Raw genomic sequence first — 25,303 nt, 5'->3', positions numbered from 1 at the left:
TGTGGTAGGAAAAACTTGTAACCATCAATAGGGGAGTAATGGCATGTACAAATTTAAAGATTATTACCACAACACTGTACAATTATCGTTTGAACGTTATCCATTTTCTCCTGAGCCAAAGCATGTTTGGGTTGTATGCCGGTACGGGGATCAATGGTTATTAACGCATCATTTACGTCGCGGTCTTGAATTTCCAGGTGGTAAAGTAGAACTAGGGGAAACACCGGAAGAAGCGGCAGTTCGAGAGGTTCATGAAGAAACCGGCGGCATAGTTTCTGATTTAACTTACTTAGGACAATATAAAGTATCTGGAAAAGACAAAATAATCATTAAAAACATTTATTTTGCAACAATTAGTGCGGTAGAAGAACATACGCATTACGAAGAAACGAAAGGGTCTGTTTTATTAACAGACATTCCTGACAATATTAAAACGGATAGAAAATTTAGCTTTATAATGCGCGACGATGTATTGGCGCGTACGATGAAACATATAGAAGAAATCGGCTGTTTTACGAAGTAAAGTGGCTGGTTTCTTTTTTTTGTGCGTAAGAATAAATGTAAATATATCTTCACATTGTTTTGGGCATATTATACAATTTTGTAAAGATATATTTGCATTTAAGGAGGGGAAAGATGGATAAAGGAAAAGAAACGACTGTTACTGTTTCGATGGGGAAATTAAATTTCTATTCATGTTGTATAGCATTCGTTCTGGCGATTGGAGTTAGTTTTTTGCATTCACTTCTTTCAGGTGGATTTCAAATTGAAATTACGTTACCAACTATGTTTCTTTTTATTATCGCAATGATTGTTCTCGTTTGTATTCATGAAGCGATACATTTAATAGGGTTTCGCTATATCGGTGGTGTGCCGTGGAGTGAACTGAAATGGGGCGTTAATTGGAAATTAGGTGTTGCATACGCTCATTCTAAACAGGCGATTACAGTAAAGCAAATGAAGAAAGTGTTAATGCTGCCGTTTTTACCAACTGGCATTTTGCCAATTGTAATTGGGTTAGCTATGAATATGCAATCCATCTCATTTATAGGGATTTTACTAACAGCAGGTTGCATCGGTGACATTGCCTTATATCAAAAAGTTTCAAAGTTTCCAGATGATGCGCAAGTGAAAGATCATCCGAGTAAACCGCAGTTTACAGTATACGAATTATAAAGGAAGAGGAGGCGCTAGAGTAGCGACCTCCTTTTGTCATTGTCATTTTTTTTCGGTAAGTCGATATATTGCAAAAATCGCCGATATAATTTATTAACTATTATTTTGTTTTCATCTCGACCTCTAAAAACGAAAGCACCTCCAACAAATCGTTCACTACACGTGGATGCTCAAAGTCATCCCAAAATGAATCTCTCTTCCACACACCAAGAATCCCTACTCGTTCAGAACCAAGCACATCGTTTTCTGGATGATCTCCAACGTAAAGACATTCTGTGGCCTTAACGTCTAGTTTTTGCAAAGCTCGCTCGAAAATTTCAGGATGTGGTTTTTTAATTCCTTCCGCTTCTGAAACGAGAATTGTGTTTGTATACGTATGTATGTTTAGTGCGCGAAGATTGTTTATTTGAAAGTCAGTAAAGCCGTTTGTAATAATGCCGATTTTAATATTTTGTTGTGTTAAACGCTGAAGTAATTCATGCATGTTTTGGAAAGGAATACAATGATGTTGAAAGTTGGTAATATAGTCGTGCAGCAGTTGCTCTGGTGTTAAAGTGGTAATGTTGTATTCGCAAAGGAGAGTAGCATATACTTTATCTTTCCACGTATAGCCATTATTATCGAGCTCAAGAAATCGAGAACAATACTCTGATTTTTCTATGTTCATTAAGTGAGGGGTAAAGCGATTATATTGATCATGAATAAATTGTTCTAGAGATTGGCGCCGATCTAATAGTGTTCCATCTAAGTCGAATAAGACTGCTTGAATCATGAGAAACCTCCTTATAGTTTATCTAATTAAGTATCGCATATTCTTTAAAAAATGATTATGATATTTTTGTAGAATGGAACGACGGAGGTTTATATGAAGAGACTGTATGGCAAGTTAGTAGGTTTTATCGTCGCAATTGGTTTACTAGCAGGATGCGATAGTTCTATGAAGAGTGTGAAGGAAAAAGAAGTTTGTAAAACAGAAGAAGAATGCGTGGAAATAGGAGATAAGAAGCTTCAAAAAGTATATGAAAAAATAGGTGGATTATCTGAGCTTGAAGCGGTAGAAGATTATGATATAGAAGAGCATGAAAGTGCGGATATGAAAGAGGCAGAGCAGAAAAAAGAGAATGACGAAAATTATTTCTTTTTAGCTTCTTATTATATTGATGGTGATGAAATTGTAGATCCTTATTTTGAAAAAATAGAACGGAAACGTTTAAATAAAGTATTCGCTGAAGATAAAGAAGCGAAAGAAGAAGTGCTACAACAACGTCAAGATAGAGGTTATCATGAAGACTTATGGGATATGTACCGCACTCTTATCCCAGCTAAATATCGCGGGAATATAACAGAATTCGATTTAATAACGGATGGTTATGACGGCGTTGTTGCCCACGTTATGCCTAGTATGGAGAATCCGAAAGATTGGACGCTAAGCTTAGATACACTTGATTCTGCGGTAAATATCGATGAAGTGATGAAAACATTAATTCATGAGACGGCTCATGTGCTGACACTCGGACATAAGCAAATACCAGTAGATGAAAAGTATTTGAAGGATTTTGACGAAGATAAAGATATTTCAACGTACAGAAGTAACTGTGAAACGCTTTTCTTACAAGAGGGGTGTGCGAGGGAGAAATCTTATATTAATCAATTTTATAACTCTTTCTGGAAGGATATTGAGCAGGAGTGGACAGAAAAGAAAGTGGAAGAAAGTGAAGAAACTCAAATTGAATTTTTTAAAGAAAAGCATGAGGAGTTTGTATCACAGTATGGGACGACCAATGTAGCGGAAGATATTGCAGATACGTTTACAGCGTTTATTTTGCAAGATTCCAAAAAGGTGAAAGAGGGAACGGAGTTAAAGTATAAAAAAATTGCGTTCTTCTATCAGTTCCCTGAGCTTGTAAAAATGAGAGCGGAAGTGTTGACTGGATTATATGATGTTTCGAAAACGATAGAGCAACAAAGTGGACACTAATGCGAGTTATATATTTTAGCCAAGAAAACGTAAAGAATTTTAGTTCTTTGCGTTTTTTTTGTTGATAAAATTGAAAATTCTGTCTTTTTATAAAAAGAAGAAGGAACTGAAGCTTTAAAAGAGAATTAGTATAAAAATGTCACAAATTAGACACAATTATAATGCGCATATTGTAGGGACTAAAAGTTTACTCTCGAGGAGGTAATGAAACGTATGAAAACGATTCTTGCGGTTGCTGGTCTCATTTGGGTAATGTCTCACGGTTTTCCGATTTTTGAAGGAGAGCAAATTCGTAGTGCATTAAATAAAAAGTATGATGATTATCATGTAATAGATCGAAAAGAAAATGTCGTTACAGTACGTGTGAAAGATTGTTTCCATACAGTTACGGTTGCGAATGGCAACGTTACAAATGAAACAAAGATGTGTGATAAAAAGTAAAGAAAGAAGCTGACTATAGTCTATCGTCCTAAGTCAGCTTCTTTTTCGTTTTCCAATTAGAAGTTTTTCAAATGCCTCAACAAACACATACATAAGTGTTGCGAGGACACAGGTGAGTAGTACGCTCAGTAAGACGAGCGTGAAATTAAATACTTGGAATCCGTAGCTAATTAAGTAGCCAAGACCTTGTTTAGAGACGAGAAGTTCACCGAATATAACACCGACCCATGATAAACCAACGTTCACTTTTAACGTGGAAATAATTGCTGGGAAGGATGCAGGGAGAACTACTTGCTTATAACATTGCCACTTATTGGCGCCAAATGTGTCCATCACTTTTATATAGTTAGAATCGACTTCTTGAAATGCGCTGTAAATAACGAGAATGGTAATGATGATGGAAATGATTACTCCCATTGCAATCGACGAAGAAATATTTGGACCGAAGATTACAATGATAATAGGTCCAAGTGCCACTTTTGGCATGGCGTTTAGGACGACGAGATAGGGATCGAGTACGCGGGCGAGAAGTGGCATCCACCAAAGAAAAGTAGCGATAATAGCGCCGAGCACTGTTCCAAGAATGAAGCCTACCCCCGTTTCAAGTAATGTCGTCCATATGTGAACCCAAAGCGAACCGTCAATCCATTTACTAATGAAGAGGTCCCAAATGCTTGAAGGAGAGCTAAAGAGTAAAGGGTCAATCCACTCTTTTTTGCTAGCTATTTCCCATAGTGCAAAGAAAAGAATGAGCAGTAAAAGCTGTAGTGAGCGTGCTAACCATGCGCGCCTGCGTTCTTTCTTCCGAAACTGTTCATGTAGTTGCTTTATATTATCCAAGTCGCTCCAGCTCCTTCCATATATCTTGGAAGAGGGATGGAAAGTCATGGTGGTGGCGTGATTCTAACGGTGATAAGGAACGGATGCTTTCTGGGACGATAAATATTTTTGCGATTTTTCCAGGATTTGCTTGCAGTAAATAAATACGATCACTCATCGCAATGGCTTCTTCAATATCGTGTGTTACAAGTAGTGATGTTTTTTTATAGTTACGTAATAATGTGAAGACGAGATCTTCTAGTTTCAACTTCGTTTGATAATCGAGAGCTGAAAAAGGTTCATCTAGCAATAAAATTTTCGGATCGGTCGCTAACGTTCGAACGAGAGCGGCACGTTGACGCATACCACCGGACAGTTCACGAGGGTATTGCTCTTCTACATCATGTAGGCCGACTTGTTTTAAAAGCTGTAATGTGTGTTCTTTCGTCTGTTCATTGTAAATTTTTCGAGTGTGAAGTCCAAGCATTATATTCTCTTCAATTGTTTTCCAAGGGAACAAGTAATCCTGCTGCAACATGTACCCCATAGAGGAAGTTTTCGTTGTAATGGGTTCACCATCTAAAAAGACGATACCTTCAATTGGATCAAGCAGTCCGGCAATAATGGAGAGGAGTGTTGTTTTGCCGCAACCACTCGGACCGAGTATAGAAATAAATTCGCCTTCTTCCACTTGTAAACTCATATCTTCGAGAATCAGTTTGGCATTCTCTTTTGCGAAAAAGCAGTGAGAAACGTTACGTATTTGTAAAAAACTCATACACTTCGCCTCTATTTCTTAATAACGCTTTCGGCAATTTTTGTATTGACGAGCGCTTCATATGGAACTTCTTTTTGTAATTCGCCAGCTTCTTTCATAATCGTTTGGAGCTGTTTCCATTCTTCAGCATCTAATAGCGGATTTGTCGCATAAGAATGTTGCTTTTTATAACGTTCAATTACTTTTACTGTAATGTCTTTTGAAGTGTCTTTAAATAACGGAGACACGGCATTAGCAATCTCTTCTGGACTATGAGTATCAACCCATTGTTGTGCTTTATAGAGCGCACGTGTGAACTTTTCAGCAGCATCTTTATCTTTCTTTAAGAAGCTTTCTTTTGCCATGAACGATGTATATGGAACAGTTCCAGATTCATTTCCGAACGAAGCGACGATATATCCTTTACCTTCTTTTTCGAATATACTTGCAGTCGGTTCAAAGAGCTGTACAAATTCCCCGGTACCAGATGCAAAGGCACTTGCAATGTTAGCAAATTCGATGTTTTGAATTAAGTTTGTATCTTTGTGAGGATCAATGCCATTTTTCTTTAAAACGTATTCTCCAACCATTTGCGGCATGCCACCTTTACGCTGTCCTAAAAACGTAACACCTTTTACGTCATTCCAATTAAAAGAGTCTAACTTTTTACGCGAAACTAAAAATGTTCCGTCTGTTTGTGTGAGTTGTGCGAAGTTAATGACAGGGTCTTTTGCACCTTGTTGATGAATATAAATAGATGTTTCAGAACCGACGAGAGCGATATCAATTCCGCCAGATAATAAGGCGGTCATCGTTTTATCTCCGCCAGCTGTTGTTTGGAGGTCAATATTTAATCCTTCATCCTTAAAAAAACCTTTTTCAATCCCAACATATAACGGGGCGTAGAAGAGAGAGTGGGTAACTTCGCCGATGCGAATGTTTCGCGTTTGTTCTTTCGTACCTTCTTTTTTACTACTGCAAGCAGCAAATGTGAAAACAGCTAGTAACATGATGCAAAAAACAGCTATAAATTTTTTCACTATATGACACCTCCTAGAAGTCACTCTACAAGCATGATATGTAGGTAAGTGCCCATATGTGAGTGGAGATAGCAGGAATTTTTTTGGGGATAAAGAAGTACAAATATAAGGGGTGATAAAATGGAGTACGAATATGATGATAGCGTACATTTACATCTTGATTATTTCGGAACAGAATGTGATATGGAATCGATTGCTTATAAGCGGAAGAATGAAGACGTGTGGGATGTGTATTTTAATTTTGGAGCATATGGTCTTCAGAAAGATGAAATCGAGACAGGTAGATTTATGGACGAATATGCTGGTCATTACGTTTTTTCTGTACATGCTCGTGATCTTAGTTGGGAATTTGGAAGTGCTCAATTTGAAGAGTGGGTTTTGAGAAATCAAATAGTAGAAAAATCGCTGCAAAAATAGGGAGGAAGTTTGTGGTCGAATTTCTCATTTTCTTGTTCATTTTCGTAGTCGGATTTTTTATTATGCAAGTACTCATTTACCGATTTGCAAAGAAAAACATTCAAAAATATACAAAAATAAAATGGGTTCATATGTGGCTAGAGATGAATATGAAAAAGGGTCCGAGATTAGATCTTTTTGATTTTGTAGTTATCGTATTTGTATGTGTTATATGGAAAGTATGGATGTATTCTCTTCTATAATACATATGCTCATGTCTGTTAAAATGAAGAAGAACCTGTCAGTGTTGATAGGTTCTTTTTTAATGAGCTTTTTAAAGCAAGGTTCTATACCATATCAACAAGCGGTGACAGGACAAAGAGAAATTGCGTCTATCGCAAGTGAATTGAAAAAACATGGATATTATACGAATGCAATTCATGCTTATGGAAGATCATTTTATAAGCGGGATGATGTATATAATGTTTTAGGAATTGATAATTTCAATGCAGAAGATACAATGAACAACGTAGAGGTAGATGGAGATTATATTAGCGATGTATCTATTAGTAAAGAAATAATAGAGGAATTGAATAAGAGACAGCAACCTACGTTTATTCATGCAGTTACGATGCAAAATCATTTTCCATTCAATCCAGGAAGATTTGAAGAAAAGAAAGTAGAAATTAGCGGATTAACAGACGAGGGATCGAAAGCAGAATTAGAAACATATACTGAGGGTGTACGACGTTCTGATGAGGCTCTAAAATATTTAGTAGAACAAATTCAAGAGCTAGAAAGACCTACTATATTGGTTTTCTTTGGAGATCACTTACCGATATTAGGGGTAAATAAAGCTATCTATGAAGAAGTTGGATATATAGAAAATGAAGAAACTCTAAATGAAAGATTAGCTATGTCAGAAACGCCATTGTTAATGTACGCAAATTTCGATTTGCCAAATGACAATTTAGGTTTAGTAAGTCCAATTTATTTTTCTAATCTTGTTTTTGATTATACAGGGATAAATAAATCACCATTTTATCAATTTTTATCGGAAATGCATAAAGAAATACCAGTCCTTAAAGATGAGTTAAAGGTTAATAAAGATGGAGAAGAGATAACAGATTTAACAAAGAAACAAAAAGAAATGTTAGAGCAATATAAAATGATCCAATATGATTTACTTGTTGGAAAGCAGTATAGTAAAGATATACTTTTTAAATAGAAAAACAAAAAGAACTTGTATAACGATACAAGTTCTTTTTTTATAGTATTTAACGGGGTAACCAGACAAGCTGGGGTTAGGGAGTATTACCTGTACATTTAGTATAAATGATAATGTAATCGTTTTATTAATTGATTTGTGAGAAATATGTGAATTTTGCCCTTTTCAAAAACTGCGTTCCTATCGAAACAATTTGGCATAGATTTTTATGAATGCAAAAACTTTATAAGTTCTTCATTTAATTCATCTGTTTGATCGATTGGAGAGCCGTGACCGCTATTTGTAAGAGGATGTAACTGAGAATTTTTGATCCGCTTTTGCGTGAGTTCAGCACTTTTGTAAGGGATAAGTTGATCGTGAACACCGTGAAATATTTTTGTTGGGACATTAATTTTACTTAAATCTTTCGTTACATCTTCATTTGCGGCTGCTTGCAATATTTTGATGAGAGCGTAGGAAGCAGACTGCATACCGAGATAAGAAAACCATTCTAACGTAGCGGATCCTAAGTTTCTATTAAAAAATGATAAAGATACATCATTTAAAAATTTTGGCATATTGGCATACATTTGATTAATGAGGGTATCTGCTTGTTCTTTTGGGACACCATAGGGAGATTCTTGATTTTTAACGAAAGAGGGGGAAACAGCATCGACTAATACAAGTTTAGAAATGCGATGACCATTATAGCGGGACATGTACCGAATAGAAAGGGCGCCACCTACGGAAAAACCGACTAATGTAGCATTTTCTACTTGAAGTGCTTCTAGAACAATGGCGATATCGTCTGCTAAACGATCGTATGTGTAACCAGTCCATGGTTTATCAGATTGTCCGTTTCCGCGTATATCCATAGCGATGCAGCGGAAACCATGCTGTGGTAACACATTGAGTTGATATTGGTACATTTGATGATTTAAAGGCCACCCATGGACGAAGAACACAGTTTTACTACCTGGTCCGGGATTAACGTCTTGCACAAAAATATGCACATCTTTCTCGACAGTAACAAACATAAATTATCCCCCCTAACCTATTCATATGCTCTATCCCAAAAGCGTTGTTTTGCCATAGCTTTAATAAACTCATTCGCCAGGAGCGTAGGGTTCTGTTCTACTAAAACACCAGGCTTTCCTTTAATATTTAAAGATTGAATAACAGTAAATCCATTTTGGAAGGCACCAATTGGCTTAAAGTGATTATATGATTCTACGACAAATGAACTTGCTTTATTAAGAAACTGTTCATCAAGATTTCCTCCAATAAGAAGTAGCCCGTCATAAAGAAGTGAGGATCCTGTTAAAAAAGTATCATTCACGTCCCAACGTACATTTTGCGTTCCTTGCACAATACCTAACCGCTCGGAAACAATTACTGGCTGCAACCCAACTTGTTTGAATTGACTTAGTATATATTGCGCGTTTTGTCCGTCATATCCATTTGCAACAATGACACCTACTCGTAATGTATTAGGACTAAATGTCGTATTTGCCATACTGAGTGCTGGCGATGATTTCGTAACGCTCGATTCTTGAATATTTGGGACTTTTGCTCCGACCGCTTCAGCGACTAACGTAGCCAATTCAGTACTAATATGACCAATCATATTTACGACTTGTTGACGGACGGATTTGCTTTTTACTTTTCCTAATTCAAAGGAGAAGGCTTGCATAATATGAACCTTTTCGACGTTACTCATACTATTCCAAAATAAACGTGCTTGAGAGAAATGATCTTTGAAACTGGCGGCTGTTTCTCTCGTTTTATGTCCTGATACAGTGGAAGGATATGTAACGAACCCACCCTTTGTACCGGGGACCGTGTAAGGAGTGTTATTTGCTAAGGAATTATTATGGTAAGCAATTTTTCCTTTATCAATTATATATTTAGAGGCACCATCTCTTTGGTTGTTATGAAATGGGCATACCGGACGGTTAATCGGTAATTCTTGATAATTGGTACCGACGCGTGCCAATTGAGTGTCTGTATAAGAAAAGAGCCTACCTTGTAAGAGTGGATCATTGGTGAAATCAATACCACGGACGATACTTCCAGGATGAAGTGCGACTTGTTCCGTTTCAGCGAATACATTCTCGACGTTGCGATTTAATGTCATTTTTCCAATGATTTTAACGGGGAAATCTTCTTCAGGCCAAATTTTCGTCGCATCTAATATATCGAAATCGTATTTAAATTCATCCTCTTCTTCTAAAATTTGAATGCCAAGTTCGTACTCAGGATAGTTTCCGGCATTAATATTTTCCCATAAGTCACGACGATGGTAATCTGGATCAGCGCCGCCTAATTTTTGAGCTTCATCCCAAATTAATGAGTGAATACCAAGTTTCGGCTTCCAGTGAAATTTTACAAATCGCGACTTTCCATTTTTATTCACTAAGCGGAATGTATGAACACCAAACCCTTGCATCATTCGAAAGCTTCTTGGAATGGCACGATCAGACATAATCCACATCATCATCGCAGCAGATTCTTGGTTATTGGCGATGAAGTCCCAAAATGTATCATGTGCTGTTTGTCCCTGTGGAATCTCATTATGCGGCTCAGGTTTAAGGGCGTGAATAAGATCAGGGAATTTAATGCCATCTTGAATGAAGAAAATGGGAATATTGTTTCCGACTAAATCAAAATTTCCTTCTTCTGTATAAAATTTAACGGCGAACCCCCGTACATCTCGATTTGTTTCATTCGCTCCTTTTGATCCAGCTACTTCAGAGAAACGAACAAAAAGGGGTGTTTTTTTTGAAGGGTCTTGTAAAAAGTGGGCCATTGTTAGCTCTTCTAAAGATTCATATAGCTCGAATATACCATGTGCGCCGTATCCACGTGCGTGAACGACTCTTTCAGGAATTCGTTCACGGTCAAAATGAGCAAGCTTTTCTCGCATTAGGAAATCTTCTAGAAGGGTAGGGCCACGATCACCAACGGTTAAAGAGTTTTCATCATTTGAAATTGTAACACCTGTATTTGTTGTCATTTTCTTTCCTTCATTCTCACGGGTGAAGGCTTCCAGTTGTTCTGTTTTTTTATTTTTTTTGCCGTCCATATAAAACACCTCCCATAATATACGTATTATTGTTTATAGCTTTTATTCTTATATAGTCTGAAGATACTTAGCTTTATTGGGATGATTTTCCTCAAATGTTCGATTTGTCTTTGTTTGTCTATGAAAATCATTTATTATAATAAATGGTATTCTTCGAGATATTATTTTGAAGGGGTGTTGAAGTGAAAGGAAGTTTTCTATCATATAAAGAAGAAGAAAGGAATGCAAAAATTTTTTTATGGGTGCTATATGTCATTGTTGTTTCATACCAAATTTTCTACGCAATCGTATTAGAGAATAAATCGCTAACGGATAAGGGCCATAGTATACTATGGCAAGTTATTTGCGGAACTGCAATACTCGGTGTGAATGTATATTTAACAAAAAAAGAGAAAGCGAACCTTGTTAAATATACATGTGTATTTGCATACATAGGAATAGAAATCGTTAATATACTCTCGTATATGCTTTATAATGAGGCGGCATTTGATGGAGTAAATATAATAGAAATTATTTTCATCTTCTTTGTACCTATATTTTTAAATACAAAATATTTTGTGTTTGTACTTTCGACAATTGTAGGGAAATATATTATTTATTTATTTGTATTAAAAGAAGTAAAAGGGTTTATGTTTCTCATTATGTATACACTCGTATTAATAGCGGCATACATCATTTTAAATCGATTTATACAATACCTTTCAGCGGTAAAGGAAAGTATTAAGGTTGCTAGTGAATCACAAAAATTAGCGGTAATTGGAAAAATGGCAGCGACAGTGGGACATGAAATTAAAAATCCACTTGCTTCATTAAAAGGGTTTACGCAATTACAACGAGAGAAGCATGGGGAGGACCCTATTTACAAACAGATGATTTTTGAAATAGAAAATATGAATAATATGATAAGTGAGTTAATGGAAGTTGCTACATGTAAACCTTCTGTTTATAAGAAACATAATATAGGTGAAATTGCATTACAAGCAGTAACAATTGTTCGTGAAAAAATGAATGAATCTAGCGTTCAGCTTATTTCTAATGTGGAAGAAAAGACGATAGAAGTTGAATGTGATGAGCGGAAAATAAGAGGAGTCTTTCTATATGTCATAAAAAATGCTCTGGAGGCGATGGAGCAAGGTGGCACATTAGAGTTACGGTTAGAAAATAAAGGACGAGATTATGTAATGCTAAGTGTAATTGATAATGGTTACGGTATTAAGAAAGAAAATTTAGCTCGTGTTAAAGAGGCCTTTTATACAACGAAACAAGATAAAATTGGCCTAGGCCTTACGGTAGCGAATCGGCTTGTTACTGAGCAGCATCTTGGTGAATTACATATTTCAAGTGAAAGAGATATTGGAACTAGAATAGATATTATACTCCCGAAGCAACGTGGAAATAATGAAATCCAAGAGGGAGAAAAGCTAGGAGTTACCATATGAATAAAGACGATATATTTAAAAATGAAGAAATGAAGGCACTGAAAATATTTTTAAGTTTATTTTTTATTATATTTTTTGTATACGATCTTGCCTACGAATTTATTGTACCTTTAATTGGAGGAGAGCAAGAGGGAGTAGGACAATTTGAAGATGGTTTAGGTTTATGGCTTTATTTTCTAATGGTGATTTTGTTTTGTATTGGAGTATACTTCATGAAATGGAAGAATCCGTTTGCAGTGAAATATATTATTTTAATTGGATATAACCTATTAGATTTTATCCATAATTTTATGATTTACTACGGTAGTGATGCTGAGTTTGATGGGGGGAATATAGTAGAAGGATTTTTTATTTTATTTGCCCCACTCTTTGTGAATAAAAGATATTTTTGGTTAGTTCCGAGTATACTTGTTGGGAAATATGCTCTTATAGGAATCATCATTCAATCGTCACTCGTTTTAATCCCGATGGCATTATATAGCGTATTTACTATCATATGTTGGATTATGTTTTTAAGGTTTCAATCTTACGTTCGTACGCTTGAGATGATGGATAAAGAAATACAACAAACAGAAAAGCTAGCAATTGTTGGGAAAATGGCTACAGTTATTGGTTACAAAATTAGAAGACCTCTAGCTAATTTAGATAAATTTGTTAATAAGCAAGCGATTAAATATCCAGAGGATAAAATATATAGTGATATTATGAAACAAGAAGTAGAACGAATTCATACAATCGCTACAGAACTTAGTGGATTTGAGAAATCTAAATCACTAGAATCAGAAGTTTATAATATAGAAGAAATTATTGCTTATGTTATCCGAGTTATGGGGAAGCCTGCTTTAAAGCAAGGAGTGCACATACAGGGTATTTATAGTAAAGACATACCATCGATTACATGCGATGAAAAACGATTAAAACAAGTGTTTTTTAATTTAATTAAAAATGCGATTGAAGCAATGTCAATTGGCGGAACGATTACGATTAAAGTGACTGTAGAAGATGCAATCATTGTTCAAGTTAAGGATGAGGGTTGCGGCATTCCAAAAGACAAAATTCCGAAGCTAAATGAAGCTTTTTACACAACGAAAGAAACAGGAACAGGTTTAGGTTTAGTAGTTACAGAAAAAATTATTAAAGACCACAACGGTAAAATGAGTTTTGAAAGTGAAGTTGGAGTTGGAACGACTGTGAAGGTTATGTTGCCGATGTAATAAAAAAAATTTTAAAAAGGGGGATCACTTATTTGAGCGTGATCTCCCTTTTTATCGTGGATGAGAGGAAGACATGTTGATAAAGGTAGGAAAGTTAGCTACATTAACATAGTGTATACAATTAAAAATCCAATATATGGATATATTTACAAAGATAGTATATAATGAACTTGTCTGTTATTTGTTTTAATTCATTTGTATTTCTATTTATTGGGGCCTTTTTTGTTAAATAAAGTACTGTTAAGAAGGTACTAAATATTAGTGATTAGAAAAATAGAATATACAGCACTGGCAGTAATTCCAGGGTTAATATAAAGGGAAATAGCATCTCCTCTCGAAATGGGGTTTCCAGTTGTAACGCTAGTCCAAGTTACAGTAGCGGGACCTACCGCTGGAGTGGGATTAAACACTTGAATTTGTCCTGATCCAGTATCCGTCGGTTTAATTGAAAATACTATAGTTCCGGTAATCTTGTCAGTAGTAGTTAAGGTAATGGTAGATAGGATGTAACTAGCAGTAGGGGCAGTGAGGTTTGTAGGGACATTCCTGCAAATATCAATCGTATAAACAGCAGCAGGTAAGTTATTTACATTTATAGACGCAGCAAATCCAACTATACTACCGGCTCCGGCAGTGACATATGGAATAACATTGGAGTCAATTCCAGGAGAACCCGCTATACGTTGAAAACCAGCATTTGTTCCTTGAAAAACAATACTTTTTGCTGATGCGCTACCGGCAGTTCCAGTGTTCCCAGAAGGCCCAGTGATGCCAGTAGCTCCAGTGCCACCGGAAGGTCCGGTATTCCCAGAAGGCCCAGTGATGCCAGTAGCTCCAGTATTCCCGGAAGGTCCGGTATTCCCAGTAGCTCCAGTGCCACCAGAAGGTCCGGTGATGCCGGAAGGTCCAGTGCTCCCGGAAGGTCCAGTGATGCCAGTAGCTCCAGTGAGACCCGAAGGTCCCGTATTCCCAGTAGCTCCTGTGCCACCAGAAGGTCCAGTGCTCCCGGAAGGTCCAGTGATGCCGGAAGGTCCAGTGATGCCGGAAGGTCCAGTGTTCCCAGTGGGTCCAGTGATGCCGGAAGGTCCAGTATCCCCAGTAGATCCAGTACTCCCCGAAGGTCCAGTACTACCAGTCGGTCCACTTTCTACTAATACGATATAATCTGGAGATATATTCGGAAACCCTTGAGGTGCATCTTTTTTTACAACATAGCCGCTGCTCGTATAAGTGACAACTTGTCCTGTTTTATAGGTGGGAGCGGCTGCTAGACTAAAGGCGGTAGTACTTTGTAAGCCAGCCCCGGTAGATCCAGCACTCCCCGAAGGTCCGGTAGCTCCAGTGGGTCCAGTAGCTCCAGTGCTACCAGTGGGCCCGATACTGCCCGTAGGCCCAGTGTTTCCGTTAGAACCACCGTTACGTCTGCCGTCGCAATTAAAACAATTACGTGGGTACATGTACGCTCTCCTTTCTATATTTTGAAAATCTATTTTTAAAAATAGAACTACTATATATATATTATGAATTCTATATTTTTGTGTGGTCGATCGTATTGTATGTCTAGATTTCAAAAATAGGGGAGAATTCTAGCGATGAGTGACATGTTTGTTTCTCCTGCTTAAAAGAATTCCATCCGTGTTAGTTTTTCTTATTTTTCATCGCAAAATAGGAAGCGGATAGGAAACAAATAAAACCTGAAATCCAGCCAATAGAAGGAGAATAGGGAAGTATATGTTGTAATACCATTCCGCTAGAAATAAAAAAGCTACCGAGTAGACCTAAGAAGATGGGGTATCGCAATAATTTGAACATAAGTGATACAACCTCCTTTTTTATGACATATATTGTATGTTAGTCTTAATTTTCTGTATACAATGTTTTAGAAAAATAGTGGTACAATATATGAATGATACGAGAGAGGATGAGCATTAACATATGTACGTTACTGTAACAAAAGCAGCATATAAAAAGATTATGGATACGATTCCAAATGAAGCGAAATATATAAAGTTATTTTACGATAATGAAGGTTGCGGTTGTGTCATGAGCGGAATTATCGATTTAGTAGCTGTAGCAGAAAAAGATGAGCGCGATGTGGATATCGAATCTAGCGCAATGAATTTTATTGCAGATCGTACAAAGCTTGTATTTATGGATGATAAGTTAACAGTTGATTGGCATGAAGGTGGAGGAACTTTTCAGCTGAAGAGTCCGAGTCAATTTTATAATCCAAATATGAAGTTACACGTTCGAGTGTAATAGAGGAAAGGTGGTTCCAAAATATGTTTTGGAACCACCTTTTTTTATTGTATAAGTCGATATAATGTCATGTACCAAACAAAGCAAACTTCTCCATACAAATGAGAAGATTTTTTCACATAATGAAATGTACATATGATTGAATTTTCTGTATAATTTTATTTGCGGAGGGGATACGCATGAGAAGATGGGGGATTGAGTTTTTAATTTTAACAGTCGTTATTATTTGGGGGATTAATTTTACGATTGCAAAATATGGACTTTTAGAATTTACAGCAATTGAGTTTACTGCACTTCGGATGATATCGGCGGCACCGCTTATGTTACTCCTTACATTTTTTATTGAAAAGTCGGTTTACATGGAACGAAAGGATATACCTAGATTAATAATCGTTAGCGTTGTAGGTATTGTACTGTATCAAACATTGTTTATGGAAACTGTCAAATATACGTCTGCTACAAATGCCTCTTTACTCATTTCTATTTCACCTATTTTTACAACTGTATTTGCGATCTTTTTGAAACAAGAAAAGTTTTCTTCTCGAAAGCTCATCGGTTCTATTATTGCCTTTGGTGGTGCCGCATTAGTTTTAGTAGCAGGGCATTCACTTACTAGTTCTTTTTACGGGAATGGAATTGGACTTATTACATCAATATGCTGGGGACTTTATCCTGTTTTAGCAGGTCCATTAATTAAAAAATATTCAGCACTACGTGTTACCGCATGGTCAGCATTAGTTGGCGCGATTCCGCTTTTATTGTTAAGTGGACCACATGTATTTATAATGCCATTTCACATTACACACGGAATGACACTATTCGCTTTACTATATTCTATTTTCTTTGTAACAGTATTTGGTTTAGTAATGTGGTATGTTGGTATTCAAAAAATTGGCGCGTCACATACGATGGTATATATGTATATAACGCCGCTTGTAGCTGTTTTATTTGCAGCTGTATGGGCAAATGAATATGTATCGTTTCAACAAATAATCGGTGGCATTATTATTTTCTTCGGTCTATGGTTTGTGAAATCGGAGAAAGTAAAAGCTCATTCTATTGCGGGGGAACCTATATCAAAATAGGAAAACAGATCACCTATGATCTGCTTTCCTATTTTTTTATTTTTGGTAAGAAGACGAGAAATAAGATAGCAGTAATAAGAGGAATTAAGTTTAAAAATGGAATACGGAAGAGTGTGATAAGAATAATACCTGGAAGAAGAACACCGAGGACAGCGTAAAAAATACTGTGATTTTTCGTGTACCAATACAATGAAAGTCCAATAAGTGCAGGGATAATGAGGTGAATGAGAGCCATTAAAAAATAAATCATTAGACGCCCCCTTTATTTGTGTGCTTATTACATCATATCCGTATGTTCATAGATTGATATCATTTTTTTCATAAATGGACGAAAAATGTTTGGAAAAACGTCACAAATTATGAGAATATGATGTTTGAAATCTTGTATAATATTATTTCCTGAAAATATTAAAAACAACATAAACAAACTGTTTATGTTGTTTTTAATTTGAGTGAAATGAATTTTAAGTAGTATGAACTCGAAAGAACTGAGTTATACAGCTTTTGTTGGATAGATAAAAATTACTGAAGAGGAGAACAGCATGATTAGTATGTCATTAAGATCGTTTAAAATTCAATCGTATTATTTATTAGGTTTTCTTTTACTAGGCTGGATGTTAACGCCGTTTTCAGCTCATTTTCTAGGTGCAGGAATTGGACTGATTGTAAGTATGTATTGTGTTTGGCTTTTAGGGAGACGAATTGAGAAGCTTGGAGATAGTATCGTAAAGAAAACGAAAGCACCGACGCTCGGTATGTTTAATCGTTTTGCAGCTGCTATTTTAGGTGCTATTATTATGTACGAAATTGAGCACCACATGGTTATGTGGGCATTTGCAGTAGGGATTCTGGGTGGCTATTTCTTAATCGTTGTGAATTTAGGCTACTATAGTATGAAAGATGAGGAAGAATTAACGAAGAGCTAAAAAGATAAAAAGATAAAAGCCTCTTTTAGATGGAATAGAGGATCCGGCGGAGGATAGAAGCGGTCAGGGACTTTTTTAGCCCCATACGATGTGAAACCAGATAGATGTAGTGAGTAGGGATATAATTTATATGTTCGAAACCGTGATTTGTCTGTGTGGAAATCTGGGTATGTAAATTGAAAACGGGTTTACTGTGGAATAGAGGATCCAGCGGAGGATAGAAGCGGTCAGAGACTTTTTTAGCCCCATGCGATGTGAAACCAGAGAGATGTAATGAGTAGGGATATAATTTATATGTTCGAAACCGTGATTTGTCTGTATGGAAATGGGTTTATTCTGGGATAAGTGATTCAGTGATGGATAGTACAACAGGAAGCAAAACTTTGCACAAAATACAGGTTTCTGCTTCCAATAAGTTAACATGAAATCACTTATTAGTATGATTCTTAGGTTCTTTAAAAAAGCTGGATATAATACAACAAATTATACCGGTAAATAGAATAATGTATTTTATCGTTTCACTTTGCTGAAATAAATTAACGTTAAGCATCACAAGTCCCCAAAACATTTGGATTGCTCCGTAACTGAATAAAATTTTTCCTATACGAGAAAAATTTTTCATAGGACTCCTCCTTTCCTGTATATGTAAATTTTATCATAAAAAACGAAAAGTGAATGATTATAAAACGAATTTTCTGTAATTTTTCCGAACTACATCACGGATGAAGAGAGAAGATATAGAAAGAAGCTTACGTAAAAACGTAAGCTTCTTTTTTATGTAAGTGTGTGTAACCGTTAAGCCGCATTGGGTTTTGTCGGTGAGTACGCGAAACTTTACGGTTATACGACACTTATTCATATGAGTAAAAGGGTTATTCCAACAGAAAGTTTGTACTTAAGCGATTGGACCGCCTAAGTTAATAATATTTTCAGAAACGCTGTCGAACTTTTTGAAGTTCTCTTTGAATTCGCTCGCAAGCTCGATTGCTTTTGCTTTGTAAGCAGCTTTATCAGCCCAAGTTTGTTCAGGCATTAACACTTCGTCAGGTACACCTGGTACGTGAAGTGGAACTTCAAGACCGAAGATGTCATGTTTAGCTGTTTCTGTTTTCGCAAGTTCGCCGCTTAATGCTGCTTGAATCATTGCACGAGTGTAACCTAAGTTCATACGTTTACCAACGCCGTATTCGCCACCAGTCCAGCCAGTGTTTACTAAGAATACTTTCGCATCGTGTTTCTCGATTTTTTCACCAAGCATTTCAGCATAGCGAGATGCATCAAGTGGTAAGAATGGTGAACCGAAGCAAGTTGAGAATGTTGCTTGCGGTGATGTAACGCCGCGCTCTGTTCCTGCTAGTTTACTAGTATAACCACTTAAGAAATGATACATAGCTTGTTCTTTTGATAACTTGCTGATTGGAGGCAATACGCCAGATGCATCAGCAGTTAAGAAAATGATTGTATTTGGGTGTCCAGCAACACTTGGCAGTACGATATTGTCGATCGCATGCATAGGGTATGCAGCACGAGTATTTTCTGTTAAAGTAGTATCGTTGTAGTCTGCGATACGCGTTTGGTCATTAATGATAACGTTTTCTAAAACAGATCCAAATTTAATTGCATCGAAAATTTGTGGTTCTTTCTCGTGAGAAAGGTTTACACATTTTGCGTAGCAACCGCCTTCAATATTGAATACACCGTTATCAGACCAGCCATGCTCATCATCACCGATTAATTTACGGTTTGGATCAGCAGATAATGTTGTTTTACCTGTCCCAGATAAACCGAAGAATAGTGCTACGTCGCCTTCTTCACCTACGTTTGCAGAGCAATGCATAGAAAGAATATCTTGTTCAGGTAATAAGAAGTTCATAATAGAGAAGATTGATTTTTTCATTTCTCCAGCGTATTCTGTACCACCAATTAGTACGATACGTTTTTCGAATGAAACCATAATGAATGCTTCAGAGTTTGTACCGTCAACAGCTGGCTCAGCTTTGAAATTCGGTGCAGAAACAATTGTGAACTCTGATTCATGAGTTGTTAATTCTTCTTCAGTTGGACGAATGAATAATTGATGTACAAATAAATTGTGCCATGCATATTCGTTAATAACTTGAATTGGTAGGCGGTAATTGCGGTCAGCGCCTGCAAATCCATTGAAGATGAATAACTCTTCTTTTTCTTTTAAGTATTCTAAAACTTTAGTATATAATTTATTAAAATGTTCTTCAGAAATCGGTTGATTCACTGCTCCCCAAGCAATTTTGTCAGCAACCGATGCTTCTTTCACAATAAATTTATCTTTAGGAGAACGTCCTGTATATTTTCCTGTTGAAGCAGAAACGGCACCAGTAGAAGTTAATTTCCCTTCATTTCGCATTAATACTTTTTCCACTAATTGCGGAACACTTAGTTGAATCTGTGCATTGCTTCCGTTCAATAATTCGTGTAAACCAATTTGGACATTCACAGTACTCATATTTATATACCATCCTTTTCATTTAATGAAATATTTCTCGTAATCCCCAACAAGAGTATAACACAATTATATAAATAATGTATACTATTTATTTCTTTTTGTTTGTGTGAATGCATTATTTCCTTATTAATATTTCATTCCAGGCGTATTGAGAAAAACTTTCAGGAAAATGTGAATATTAATTGACAAATGAATATCATTTCTTTAGTATAGGTTGGGACGGATACTCTCTTATCCCGAGCTGGCGGAGGGACAGGCCCGATGAAGCCCAGCAACCTCACTTGTAGTGGTAAATACAGGTGAATAGGTGCTAAAACCTGTGCGAGGCTAACGGTCTCGAACGATAAGAGCAAAGGGCAAAAAGCAGTATGCAAGTAGCAAATTAAACCTTTCCTCTATGTAAAGTAGGAAAGGTTTTTCTGTATGCTTGTGTGGGAGAATAAATGTATGTCGCAGTTTGTGGCAAATTAAGGATGAGTTCCGTACAATATATACAATTACTGTAGGGAGGTTTACCACATGACAAAAAAACGTCATCTGTTCACATCTGAGTCTGTAACTGAAGGACATCCAGATAAAATTTGTGACCAAATTTCTGATTCAATTTTAGATGCGATCTTATCAAAGGACGCTAATGCACGTGTAGCTTGTGAAACAACTGTAACAACTGGTTTAGTATTGGTAGCGGGGGAAATTACGACTTCTACTTACGTAGATATTCCAAAAATCGTTCGTGAAACAATTCAAGGCATTGGTTACACACGTGCAAAATACGGATTCGATGCAGAAACTTGTGCAGTTTTAACATCTATCGATGAGCAATCTGCTGACATCGCTATGGGTGTTGACCAAGCGCTAGAAGCACGCGAAGGTCTAATGACTGACGCTGAGATTGAGGCAATTGGTGCAGGAGACCAAGGTTTAATGTTTGGCTTCGCATGTAATGAAACACAAGAATTAATGCCACTTCCAATCTCGCTTGCTCACAAATTAGCTCGCCGTTTAACTGAAGTACGTAAAGATGACACATTATCATACTTACGTCCGGATGGAAAAACGCAAGTTACAGTTGAGTATGATGAAAATGGTAAACCTGTACGTGTAGATACAATCGTAATTTCTACACAGCATCATCCAGATGTTACATGGGAAGAAATCGATCGCGATTTAAAAGAGCATGTAATTAAAGCTGTAGTTCCAGCAGAATTAATGGATGGAGAAACGAAATTCTTCATTAACCCAACTGGTCGCTTCGTAATTGGTGGACCACAAGGTGATGCTGGTTTAACAGGACGTAAAATCATCGTTGATACTTACGGTGGATACGCTCGCCACGGTGGCGGTGCATTCTCTGGTAAAGATGCAACAAAAGTTGACCGTTCAGCAGCATATGCAGCTCGTTATGTTGCGAAAAACATCGTAGCAGCTGGTCTTGCTGACAAAGCAGAAGTACAACTTGCATACGCAATCGGTGTAGCACAACCAGTATCAATTTCAGTTGATACATTCGGCACTGGTAAAGTATCTGAAGACGTACTAGTAGAACTAGTTCGTAACAACTTCGATCTTCGCCCAGCTGGTATTATTAAAATGCTAGACTTACGTCGCCCAATTTACAAACAAACAGCAGCTTACGGCCACTTCGGACGTACTGATGTAGATCTAACATGGGAACGTACAGACAAAGCTGCAGCTTTAAAAGAGCAAGCTGGTCTATAATATATGAAAAAAAGCTTTGCGCGGTGAGCGCAAAGCTTTTTTTATTTTGTTTACTTACAATTTGAATGCATGAGCTACAATACACTTCGCCGTCTAGCTCAATATACTTTTTCATATTCGTCATGCCACTTGTCGGAAAGGGCATATGAATCCATGCTTTTTCATACGTTTGGATTTCTTTTTTACATGATTTGCAAAGGGTTGGTTTCTTTTGGAACATATGTAATCAACCTTTCATTTGACGTGCTTTACCCGCGTAAAAGGAACTGCTTAGTAAAAATAGTGTTGCGAATATAATGCTTACTAATGTAGCGTATGGAATTGCGCCTTTTAGAGAAAAGCCAACAGTAATGGAAGCGACGAATAAGAGGATGAATGTTGTTGTTAGTTTTTTGTAAAGTTCCATAATATGTAGACCTCCTTATTTAGAGATAGAACGTTTAAATATAAAATCTACTTTGTAGGCAAGTACGAGAGGAATTAATGTGCTAGTCAAATAGTAACGAATACCACCATCAGGCATAAGCACATACAATTTTAAAAAGTTAATATCAAACCCGTAAGCGATACATTGAAAAAGGGATAATATAATTAGGAATGGTATAATGGGTACGTATCGTTTCATATTTTGAATCATATAAAGCTCCTTTATATGGATAAATATACTTATATTGTATCATATTGAATTCTTTAATTTATACATAATTTTACAAAGTTAAATGAAAGGAAAGATGAAAAATGAGTGTTAATGAACATAAAAAACAAGCGCCAAAAGAAGTGCGCTGCAAGATCGTGACGATTTCTGATACACGTACAGAAGAGACGGACAAGAGCGGACAACTATTACATGAATTATTAAAAGAAGCAGGGCATACAGTAATCTCTTATGACATTGTAAAAGATGATAAAGAAAGTATTCAGCAAGCGGTGCTAGCTGGTTATCATAGGAAAGATGTTGATGTCGTGTTAACAAATGGCGGTACGGGCATTACGAAACGTGATGTGACGATTGAAGCAGTATCAGCGTTATTAGATAAAGAAATTGTTGGATTCGGTGAGTTGTTCCGCATGATTAGTTATTTAGAAGATATCGGAAGCAGCGCAATGTTAAGTAGAGCGATTGGCGGTACAATTGGGCGCAAAGTTGTCTTTTCCATGCCAGGGTCTAGCGGAGCAGTTCGTCTTGCGATGAATAAATTAATTTTACCGGAATTAGGTCATATTACATTTGAGCTGCATCGCCAATGAGTAAGTATGCTGGAATTGTATTGGCAGGAGGTATGTCGAGTAGATTCGGTGAGCCGAAAGCATTAGCGATTTGGAAGGGGACTCCTTTCGTTGAGCATATTTTGAAAGTGATGACAAGTACTTTGCAAGAAGTTGTAGTCATTAGTCACTCCGATATAAAAGAGCGAGTAGAGCAACTTGTACAAGTTCCAGTTATAGAAGATATTCCGCATTATAAAGGAAATGGACCACTTGCTGGAATTGTATCAGGAATGGAATATATAGAAGCAGATTGGTATGCTATTATGCCTTGCGATGCGCCAAATGTTTCGCAGGAATGGTTTACCATTTTACTAGAGCAAACGAGTAATGAATATGATGCAGTTGTCCCTATTATTAATGGAAGGAAACAACCGTTACTTGCATCGTATCATAACCGTGTGAAAGAAAAGATTTATGCTTTGTTTCAGGAAGAAAAAAGAAGTATGGGTCAGCTTTTATCACAATGTAATGTGAAATATATTGCTGGTGAAGATGTACAAGCGAATGCAGATTGGTTTATAAATGTGAATACGAAAGAAGAGTATGTGCAGGCTCAAAAAGACCTTTCAAATGAATGAAAGGTTTTTTTGATATACAGAAATTGGGGAACAATTACTGTATAAAGGTATGTGAGCAAGTTGATTTTAAGGGGAATCTCTTAAAATCATCATACAGTAAAAATACTGTATAACCATATATTAATTTTTATGGGTTTTTATTACAAGTCTGTTTATTTATGTGTCTTTTTGTTATGATGAATATGAAAATAAATAGATATTTCACCTTGTGTATCATTTAGTAAACTAAAATTTATAACTGTGTAATAAACTCCCTTCGTTTTTTGAAGGGAGTTTTTCTGTTTAAGCGAGTAATTCTGATGCGGTGTGCTGAAGAACTTCTTCATATTGGTCAAGTAAGCCACGAAAGATCTCATCCCAGCTTTTTGATTGGGCATAAGACGAAGCCGCTATGCCCATTTGCATAAGTTGCGTTTCATTTTGCAATAAAGAGTAAATGGATGATAGAAATGCGTCCTCATTTTTGGGCGGACAAAGAACTCCCGTTTTTCCATCCGTAATAATATTTTTAACTCCGCCACTATTTGCACCAATGACAGGTGTACCGCATGCAAGTGATTCGAGTACGACATTTCCGAACGTTTCAGTAGCGGATGGAAATACCATGATGTTAGAACAAGCATATGCTTCGGCTAAATCCTTCCCTTGTAAATATCCAGTAAAAGTGATATTTGCACTCGGAACAGCTTCACGCAAATTTGTTGCTAGCGGACCGTCTCCTGCGATAAGCCAATGAATGTCGTTTCGAGTATGCGTCGTTGTCACGATAAGGTGTTGCAACGTATCAATATCTTTTTCAGGAGCAATCCGTCCAACATAGGAAAGGACATACTTCGCTGTAATATTATATTTTTTTCGGAATAGGTCTGTATTGTAAGATGGATGAAAGAGTGTGCAATCTACACCACGTCCCCATATGGAGAGGGCCTGAAAACCTTTGTTTTTTAGTTGGTGTAACGTTTCAAAGGAAGGAACGAAATTTTTTTGCATATGACTATGAAACCATTTTAAATAGTTCCAAAGCATATTAGAGAGAAATTCGATTTTGTAATAGCGTAAATAAGCATCGAAATCAGTATGATAAGAACCGACAACTGGGATGTTTAATTTTTTTGCATAATACAATCCACAAAGTCCCATGTTGAAAGGTGTAGCAATGTGAATAATGTCAGGTTTAAAGGAAAGAAGTTCTCGTTTAATACGCGGAGTAGGAAAAGAAAAGCGGCATTCTGGATATAATATTGTTAACGGGATACTTCTCATCTTGTTTACATTAGCTACGAAATCATCTTCAGCTGTATGCTGAGGGGCGAAAACAGAATAGGCGATCTTTTCTTTCTGAAAATAACGTGTTAATCGTTCTAATGTTTTCGCAACCCCGTTGACTTGTGGTGTAAAAGTATCGGTAAAAATGGCGACTCTCATCATATCAC

At 36.7% G+C, this 25,303-nt stretch carries 28 protein-coding genes, 1 pseudogene and 1 riboswitch; of the genes and pseudogenes, 15 read left to right on the top strand and 14 right to left on the bottom strand.

Annotation, left to right across the window (positions count from 1 at the left end):
• Positions 1-43 precede the first annotated feature (43 nt).
• Together mutTA and MR115_RS10425 are read left to right on the top strand one after the other, a co-directional pair.
• Positions 44-523 carry an antimutator 8-oxo-(dGTP/GTP)ase gene (gene mutTA / locus MR115_RS10430; RefSeq protein WP_000276386.1) on the top strand — a complete coding sequence of 160 codons (480 nt, stop codon included), beginning with the start codon at positions 44-46 and terminating at the stop codon, positions 521-523.
• A gap of 113 nt (positions 524-636) precedes the next feature.
• The gene (locus MR115_RS10425) at positions 637-1,176 is read left to right on the top strand and encodes a DUF3267 domain-containing protein (RefSeq protein ID WP_097816548.1); all 540 of its coding nucleotides are present in this window, start codon (positions 637-639) and stop codon (positions 1,174-1,176) included.
• Between the two features lie 100 nt (positions 1,177-1,276).
• Here the strand turns inward: MR115_RS10425 and MR115_RS10420 are convergent, their stop codons facing one another.
• Positions 1,277-1,948: an HAD family hydrolase gene (locus MR115_RS10420; RefSeq protein ID WP_097816549.1), complete on the bottom strand. Its 672-nt coding sequence runs from the start codon at positions 1,946-1,948 to the stop codon at positions 1,277-1,279.
• 93 nt (positions 1,949-2,041) lie between these two features.
• Here MR115_RS10420 and MR115_RS10415 point away from each other — a divergent pair, with 93 nt between their 5' ends.
• Both MR115_RS10415 and MR115_RS10410 read left to right on the top strand, forming a co-directional pair.
• Entirely contained in the window at positions 2,042-3,154 is a 1,113-nt protein-coding gene (locus tag MR115_RS10415; protein ID WP_097865187.1) for a hypothetical protein, read from the top strand.
• A gap of 213 nt (positions 3,155-3,367) precedes the next feature.
• Positions 3,368-3,595: a hypothetical protein gene (locus MR115_RS10410; protein ID WP_061680464.1), complete on the top strand. Its 228-nt coding sequence runs from the start codon at positions 3,368-3,370 to the stop codon at positions 3,593-3,595.
• A 33-nt stretch (positions 3,596-3,628) separates the two neighbouring features.
• Here the strand turns inward: MR115_RS10410 and MR115_RS10405 are convergent, their stop codons facing one another.
• Genes MR115_RS10405 through MR115_RS10395 form a run of 3 tightly spaced genes read right to left on the bottom strand, consistent with a single transcriptional unit; the run spans position 3,629 to position 6,211 of the window.
• Positions 3,629-4,435, bottom strand: a complete 807-nt coding sequence (locus MR115_RS10405) for an ABC transporter permease (RefSeq protein ID WP_242241122.1) — start codon at positions 4,433-4,435, stop codon at positions 3,629-3,631.
• Entirely contained in the window at positions 4,428-5,192 is a 765-nt protein-coding gene (locus MR115_RS10400) for an ABC transporter ATP-binding protein (RefSeq protein ID WP_063262093.1), read from the bottom strand. The genes MR115_RS10405 and MR115_RS10400 overlap by 8 nt, the downstream gene beginning before the upstream one ends.
• An 11-nt stretch (positions 5,193-5,203) precedes the next feature.
• A complete protein-coding gene (locus MR115_RS10395) occupies positions 5,204-6,211 on the bottom strand; it encodes an ABC transporter substrate-binding protein (RefSeq protein ID WP_242241120.1) in 1,008 nt (335 codons plus the stop codon).
• Positions 6,212-6,331: 120 nt separating this feature from the next.
• On the opposite strand from MR115_RS10395, the gene MR115_RS10390 reads away from it, so the two are divergent.
• The 3 genes and pseudogenes from MR115_RS10390 to MR115_RS10380 all read left to right on the top strand — a co-directional run.
• Complete coding sequence (locus MR115_RS10390; RefSeq protein WP_000455571.1) at positions 6,332-6,628, top strand: DUF3986 family protein; 297 nt, start codon at positions 6,332-6,334, stop codon at positions 6,626-6,628.
• Between the two features lie 11 nt (positions 6,629-6,639).
• Complete coding sequence (locus MR115_RS10385) at positions 6,640-6,870, top strand: hypothetical protein (protein ID WP_242241118.1); 231 nt, start codon at positions 6,640-6,642, stop codon at positions 6,868-6,870.
• A gap of 53 nt (positions 6,871-6,923) precedes the next feature.
• Positions 6,924-7,835 (top strand): annotated as a pseudogene (locus tag MR115_RS10380) (LTA synthase family protein); the annotation flags it as partial.
• 206 nt (positions 7,836-8,041) lie between these two features.
• On the opposite strand, the gene MR115_RS10375 reads toward MR115_RS10380, so the two are convergent.
• Positions 8,042-8,851: an alpha/beta fold hydrolase gene (locus MR115_RS10375; RefSeq protein WP_242241116.1), complete on the bottom strand. Its 810-nt coding sequence runs from the start codon at positions 8,849-8,851 to the stop codon at positions 8,042-8,044.
• Positions 8,852-8,868: 17 nt separating this feature from the next.
• The gene (locus tag MR115_RS10370; protein WP_242241115.1) at positions 8,869-10,899 is read right to left on the bottom strand and encodes a catalase; all 2,031 of its coding nucleotides are present in this window, start codon (positions 10,897-10,899) and stop codon (positions 8,869-8,871) included.
• A gap of 182 nt (positions 10,900-11,081) precedes the next feature.
• On the opposite strand from MR115_RS10370, the gene MR115_RS10365 reads away from it, so the two are divergent.
• Positions 11,082-12,338 carry an ATP-binding protein gene (locus MR115_RS10365; RefSeq protein WP_242241113.1) on the top strand — a complete coding sequence of 419 codons (1,257 nt, stop codon included), beginning with the start codon at positions 11,082-11,084 and terminating at the stop codon, positions 12,336-12,338.
• Positions 12,335-13,552 carry an ATP-binding protein gene (locus MR115_RS10360; RefSeq protein ID WP_242241111.1) on the top strand — a complete coding sequence of 406 codons (1,218 nt, stop codon included), beginning with the start codon at positions 12,335-12,337 and terminating at the stop codon, positions 13,550-13,552. Before MR115_RS10365 ends, MR115_RS10360 begins: the two co-directional genes overlap by 4 nt.
• 251 nt (positions 13,553-13,803) lie before the next feature.
• Here the strand turns inward: MR115_RS10360 and MR115_RS10355 are convergent, their stop codons facing one another.
• Positions 13,804-15,009 (bottom strand): collagen-like domain-containing protein, encoded by a 1,206-nt coding sequence (locus MR115_RS10355; protein ID WP_242241109.1) that lies wholly within the window; start codon positions 15,007-15,009, stop codon positions 13,804-13,806.
• A 181-nt stretch (positions 15,010-15,190) separates the two neighbouring features.
• Positions 15,191-15,364, bottom strand: a complete 174-nt coding sequence (locus tag MR115_RS10350; protein ID WP_080492529.1) for a hypothetical protein — start codon at positions 15,362-15,364, stop codon at positions 15,191-15,193.
• A gap of 123 nt (positions 15,365-15,487) precedes the next feature.
• Here MR115_RS10350 and MR115_RS10345 point away from each other — a divergent pair, with 123 nt between their 5' ends.
• Both MR115_RS10345 and MR115_RS10340 read left to right on the top strand, forming a co-directional pair.
• The gene (locus tag MR115_RS10345; protein WP_242241107.1) at positions 15,488-15,811 is read left to right on the top strand and encodes an iron-sulfur cluster biosynthesis family protein; all 324 of its coding nucleotides are present in this window, start codon (positions 15,488-15,490) and stop codon (positions 15,809-15,811) included.
• Between the two features lie 179 nt (positions 15,812-15,990).
• On the top strand, positions 15,991-16,896 hold the full coding sequence (locus MR115_RS10340) for a DMT family transporter (protein WP_242241105.1): 906 nt from the start codon (positions 15,991-15,993) through the stop codon (positions 16,894-16,896).
• Positions 16,897-16,924: 28 nt separating this feature from the next.
• Here MR115_RS10340 and MR115_RS10335 read toward each other — a convergent pair whose 3' ends face one another.
• Positions 16,925-17,146 carry a hypothetical protein gene (locus MR115_RS10335; protein ID WP_000639043.1) on the bottom strand — a complete coding sequence of 74 codons (222 nt, stop codon included), beginning with the start codon at positions 17,144-17,146 and terminating at the stop codon, positions 16,925-16,927.
• A 292-nt stretch (positions 17,147-17,438) separates the two neighbouring features.
• Between MR115_RS10335 and MR115_RS10330 the strand changes: the two genes are divergently transcribed.
• Positions 17,439-17,822 (top strand): ATP synthase subunit I, encoded by a 384-nt coding sequence (locus tag MR115_RS10330; RefSeq protein ID WP_000624932.1) that lies wholly within the window; start codon positions 17,439-17,441, stop codon positions 17,820-17,822.
• A 427-nt stretch (positions 17,823-18,249) separates the two neighbouring features.
• Here MR115_RS10330 and MR115_RS10325 read toward each other — a convergent pair whose 3' ends face one another.
• Together MR115_RS10325 and pckA are read right to left on the bottom strand one after the other, a co-directional pair.
• The gene (locus tag MR115_RS10325; RefSeq protein ID WP_242241103.1) at positions 18,250-18,444 is read right to left on the bottom strand and encodes a hypothetical protein; all 195 of its coding nucleotides are present in this window, start codon (positions 18,442-18,444) and stop codon (positions 18,250-18,252) included.
• A gap of 273 nt (positions 18,445-18,717) precedes the next feature.
• Positions 18,718-20,304, bottom strand: coding sequence for a phosphoenolpyruvate carboxykinase (ATP) (gene pckA, locus MR115_RS10320; protein WP_242241101.1), 1,587 nt, complete (start codon positions 20,302-20,304; stop codon positions 18,718-18,720).
• Positions 20,305-20,532: 228 nt separating this feature from the next.
• A riboswitch (SAM riboswitch) is annotated at positions 20,533-20,654 on the top strand.
• Positions 20,655-20,823: 169 nt separating this feature from the next.
• Between pckA and metK the strand changes: the two genes are divergently transcribed.
• The gene (metK, locus tag MR115_RS10315) at positions 20,824-22,023 is read left to right on the top strand and encodes a methionine adenosyltransferase (RefSeq protein ID WP_000163113.1); all 1,200 of its coding nucleotides are present in this window, start codon (positions 20,824-20,826) and stop codon (positions 22,021-22,023) included.
• A gap of 226 nt (positions 22,024-22,249) precedes the next feature.
• On the opposite strand, the gene MR115_RS10310 is transcribed toward metK, so the two are convergent.
• Both MR115_RS10310 and MR115_RS10305 read right to left on the bottom strand, forming a co-directional pair.
• The gene (locus MR115_RS10310; protein ID WP_242241099.1) at positions 22,250-22,429 is read right to left on the bottom strand and encodes a hypothetical protein; all 180 of its coding nucleotides are present in this window, start codon (positions 22,427-22,429) and stop codon (positions 22,250-22,252) included.
• 15 nt (positions 22,430-22,444) lie between these two features.
• Positions 22,445-22,660, bottom strand: coding sequence for a hypothetical protein (locus tag MR115_RS10305; RefSeq protein ID WP_242241096.1), 216 nt, complete (start codon positions 22,658-22,660; stop codon positions 22,445-22,447).
• A gap of 101 nt (positions 22,661-22,761) precedes the next feature.
• Between MR115_RS10305 and MR115_RS10300 the strand changes: the two genes are divergently transcribed.
• Together MR115_RS10300 and MR115_RS10295 are read left to right on the top strand one after the other, a co-directional pair.
• Positions 22,762-23,271, top strand: coding sequence for a MogA/MoaB family molybdenum cofactor biosynthesis protein (locus tag MR115_RS10300; RefSeq protein WP_242241094.1), 510 nt, complete (start codon positions 22,762-22,764; stop codon positions 23,269-23,271).
• The gene (locus MR115_RS10295) at positions 23,268-23,870 is read left to right on the top strand and encodes a molybdenum cofactor guanylyltransferase (protein WP_242241092.1); all 603 of its coding nucleotides are present in this window, start codon (positions 23,268-23,270) and stop codon (positions 23,868-23,870) included. Before MR115_RS10300 ends, MR115_RS10295 begins: the two co-directional genes overlap by 4 nt.
• 282 nt (positions 23,871-24,152) lie before the next feature.
• On the opposite strand, the gene MR115_RS10290 is transcribed toward MR115_RS10295, so the two are convergent.
• Entirely contained in the window at positions 24,153-25,295 is a 1,143-nt protein-coding gene (locus tag MR115_RS10290) for a glycosyltransferase family 4 protein (protein ID WP_242241090.1), read from the bottom strand.
• Positions 25,296-25,303 lie beyond the last annotated feature (8 nt).

The sequence above is a fragment of the Bacillus cereus group sp. BfR-BA-01309 genome (assembly GCF_022664315.1).
GTDB lineage: Bacteria > Bacillota > Bacilli > Bacillales > Bacillaceae_G > Bacillus_A > Bacillus_A mobilis.
The sequence above is the reverse complement of the archived record's forward strand: the minus strand, read 5'-3'. Positions and strand labels throughout refer to the sequence as shown.

Excerpts from the sequence above, each read along its gene's own strand:
- mutTA (WP_000276386.1), top strand. The coding sequence starts at position 44 with ATGTACAAATTTAAAGATTATTACCACAACACTGTACAATTATCGTTT.
- MR115_RS10425 (WP_097816548.1), top strand. The coding sequence starts at position 637 with ATGGATAAAGGAAAAGAAACGACTGTTACTGTTTCGATGGGGAAATTA.
- MR115_RS10420 (WP_097816549.1), bottom strand. The coding sequence starts at position 1,948 with ATGATTCAAGCAGTCTTATTCGACTTAGATGGAACACTATTAGATCGG.
- MR115_RS10415 (WP_097865187.1), top strand. The coding sequence starts at position 2,042 with ATGAAGAGACTGTATGGCAAGTTAGTAGGTTTTATCGTCGCAATTGGT.
- MR115_RS10410 (WP_061680464.1), top strand. The coding sequence starts at position 3,368 with ATGAAAACGATTCTTGCGGTTGCTGGTCTCATTTGGGTAATGTCTCAC.
- MR115_RS10400 (WP_063262093.1), bottom strand. The coding sequence starts at position 5,192 with ATGAGTTTTTTACAAATACGTAACGTTTCTCACTGCTTTTTCGCAAAA.
- MR115_RS10390 (WP_000455571.1), top strand. The coding sequence starts at position 6,332 with ATGGAGTACGAATATGATGATAGCGTACATTTACATCTTGATTATTTC.
- MR115_RS10375 (WP_242241116.1), bottom strand. The coding sequence starts at position 8,851 with ATGTTTGTTACTGTCGAGAAAGATGTGCATATTTTTGTGCAAGACGTT.
- MR115_RS10370 (WP_242241115.1), bottom strand. The coding sequence starts at position 10,899 with ATGGACGGCAAAAAAAATAAAAAAACAGAACAACTGGAAGCCTTCACC.
- MR115_RS10360 (WP_242241111.1), top strand. The coding sequence starts at position 12,335 with ATGAATAAAGACGATATATTTAAAAATGAAGAAATGAAGGCACTGAAA.
- MR115_RS10355 (WP_242241109.1), bottom strand. The coding sequence starts at position 15,009 with ATGTACCCACGTAATTGTTTTAATTGCGACGGCAGACGTAACGGTGGT.
- MR115_RS10350 (WP_080492529.1), bottom strand. The coding sequence starts at position 15,364 with ATGTTCAAATTATTGCGATACCCCATCTTCTTAGGTCTACTCGGTAGC.
- MR115_RS10345 (WP_242241107.1), top strand. The coding sequence starts at position 15,488 with ATGTACGTTACTGTAACAAAAGCAGCATATAAAAAGATTATGGATACG.
- MR115_RS10340 (WP_242241105.1), top strand. The coding sequence starts at position 15,991 with ATGAGAAGATGGGGGATTGAGTTTTTAATTTTAACAGTCGTTATTATT.
- MR115_RS10335 (WP_000639043.1), bottom strand. The coding sequence starts at position 17,146 with ATGATTTATTTTTTAATGGCTCTCATTCACCTCATTATCCCTGCACTT.
- MR115_RS10330 (WP_000624932.1), top strand. The coding sequence starts at position 17,439 with ATGATTAGTATGTCATTAAGATCGTTTAAAATTCAATCGTATTATTTA.
- MR115_RS10325 (WP_242241103.1), bottom strand. The coding sequence starts at position 18,444 with ATGAAAAATTTTTCTCGTATAGGAAAAATTTTATTCAGTTACGGAGCA.
- pckA (WP_242241101.1), bottom strand. The coding sequence starts at position 20,304 with ATGAGTACTGTGAATGTCCAAATTGGTTTACACGAATTATTGAACGGA.
- metK (WP_000163113.1), top strand. The coding sequence starts at position 20,824 with ATGACAAAAAAACGTCATCTGTTCACATCTGAGTCTGTAACTGAAGGA.
- MR115_RS10310 (WP_242241099.1), bottom strand. The coding sequence starts at position 22,429 with ATGGAACTTTACAAAAAACTAACAACAACATTCATCCTCTTATTCGTC.
- MR115_RS10305 (WP_242241096.1), bottom strand. The coding sequence starts at position 22,660 with ATGATTCAAAATATGAAACGATACGTACCCATTATACCATTCCTAATT.
- MR115_RS10300 (WP_242241094.1), top strand. The coding sequence starts at position 22,762 with ATGAGTGTTAATGAACATAAAAAACAAGCGCCAAAAGAAGTGCGCTGC.
- MR115_RS10295 (WP_242241092.1), top strand. The coding sequence starts at position 23,268 with ATGAGTAAGTATGCTGGAATTGTATTGGCAGGAGGTATGTCGAGTAGA.
- MR115_RS10290 (WP_242241090.1), bottom strand. The coding sequence starts at position 25,295 with ATGAGAGTCGCCATTTTTACCGATACTTTTACACCACAAGTCAACGGG.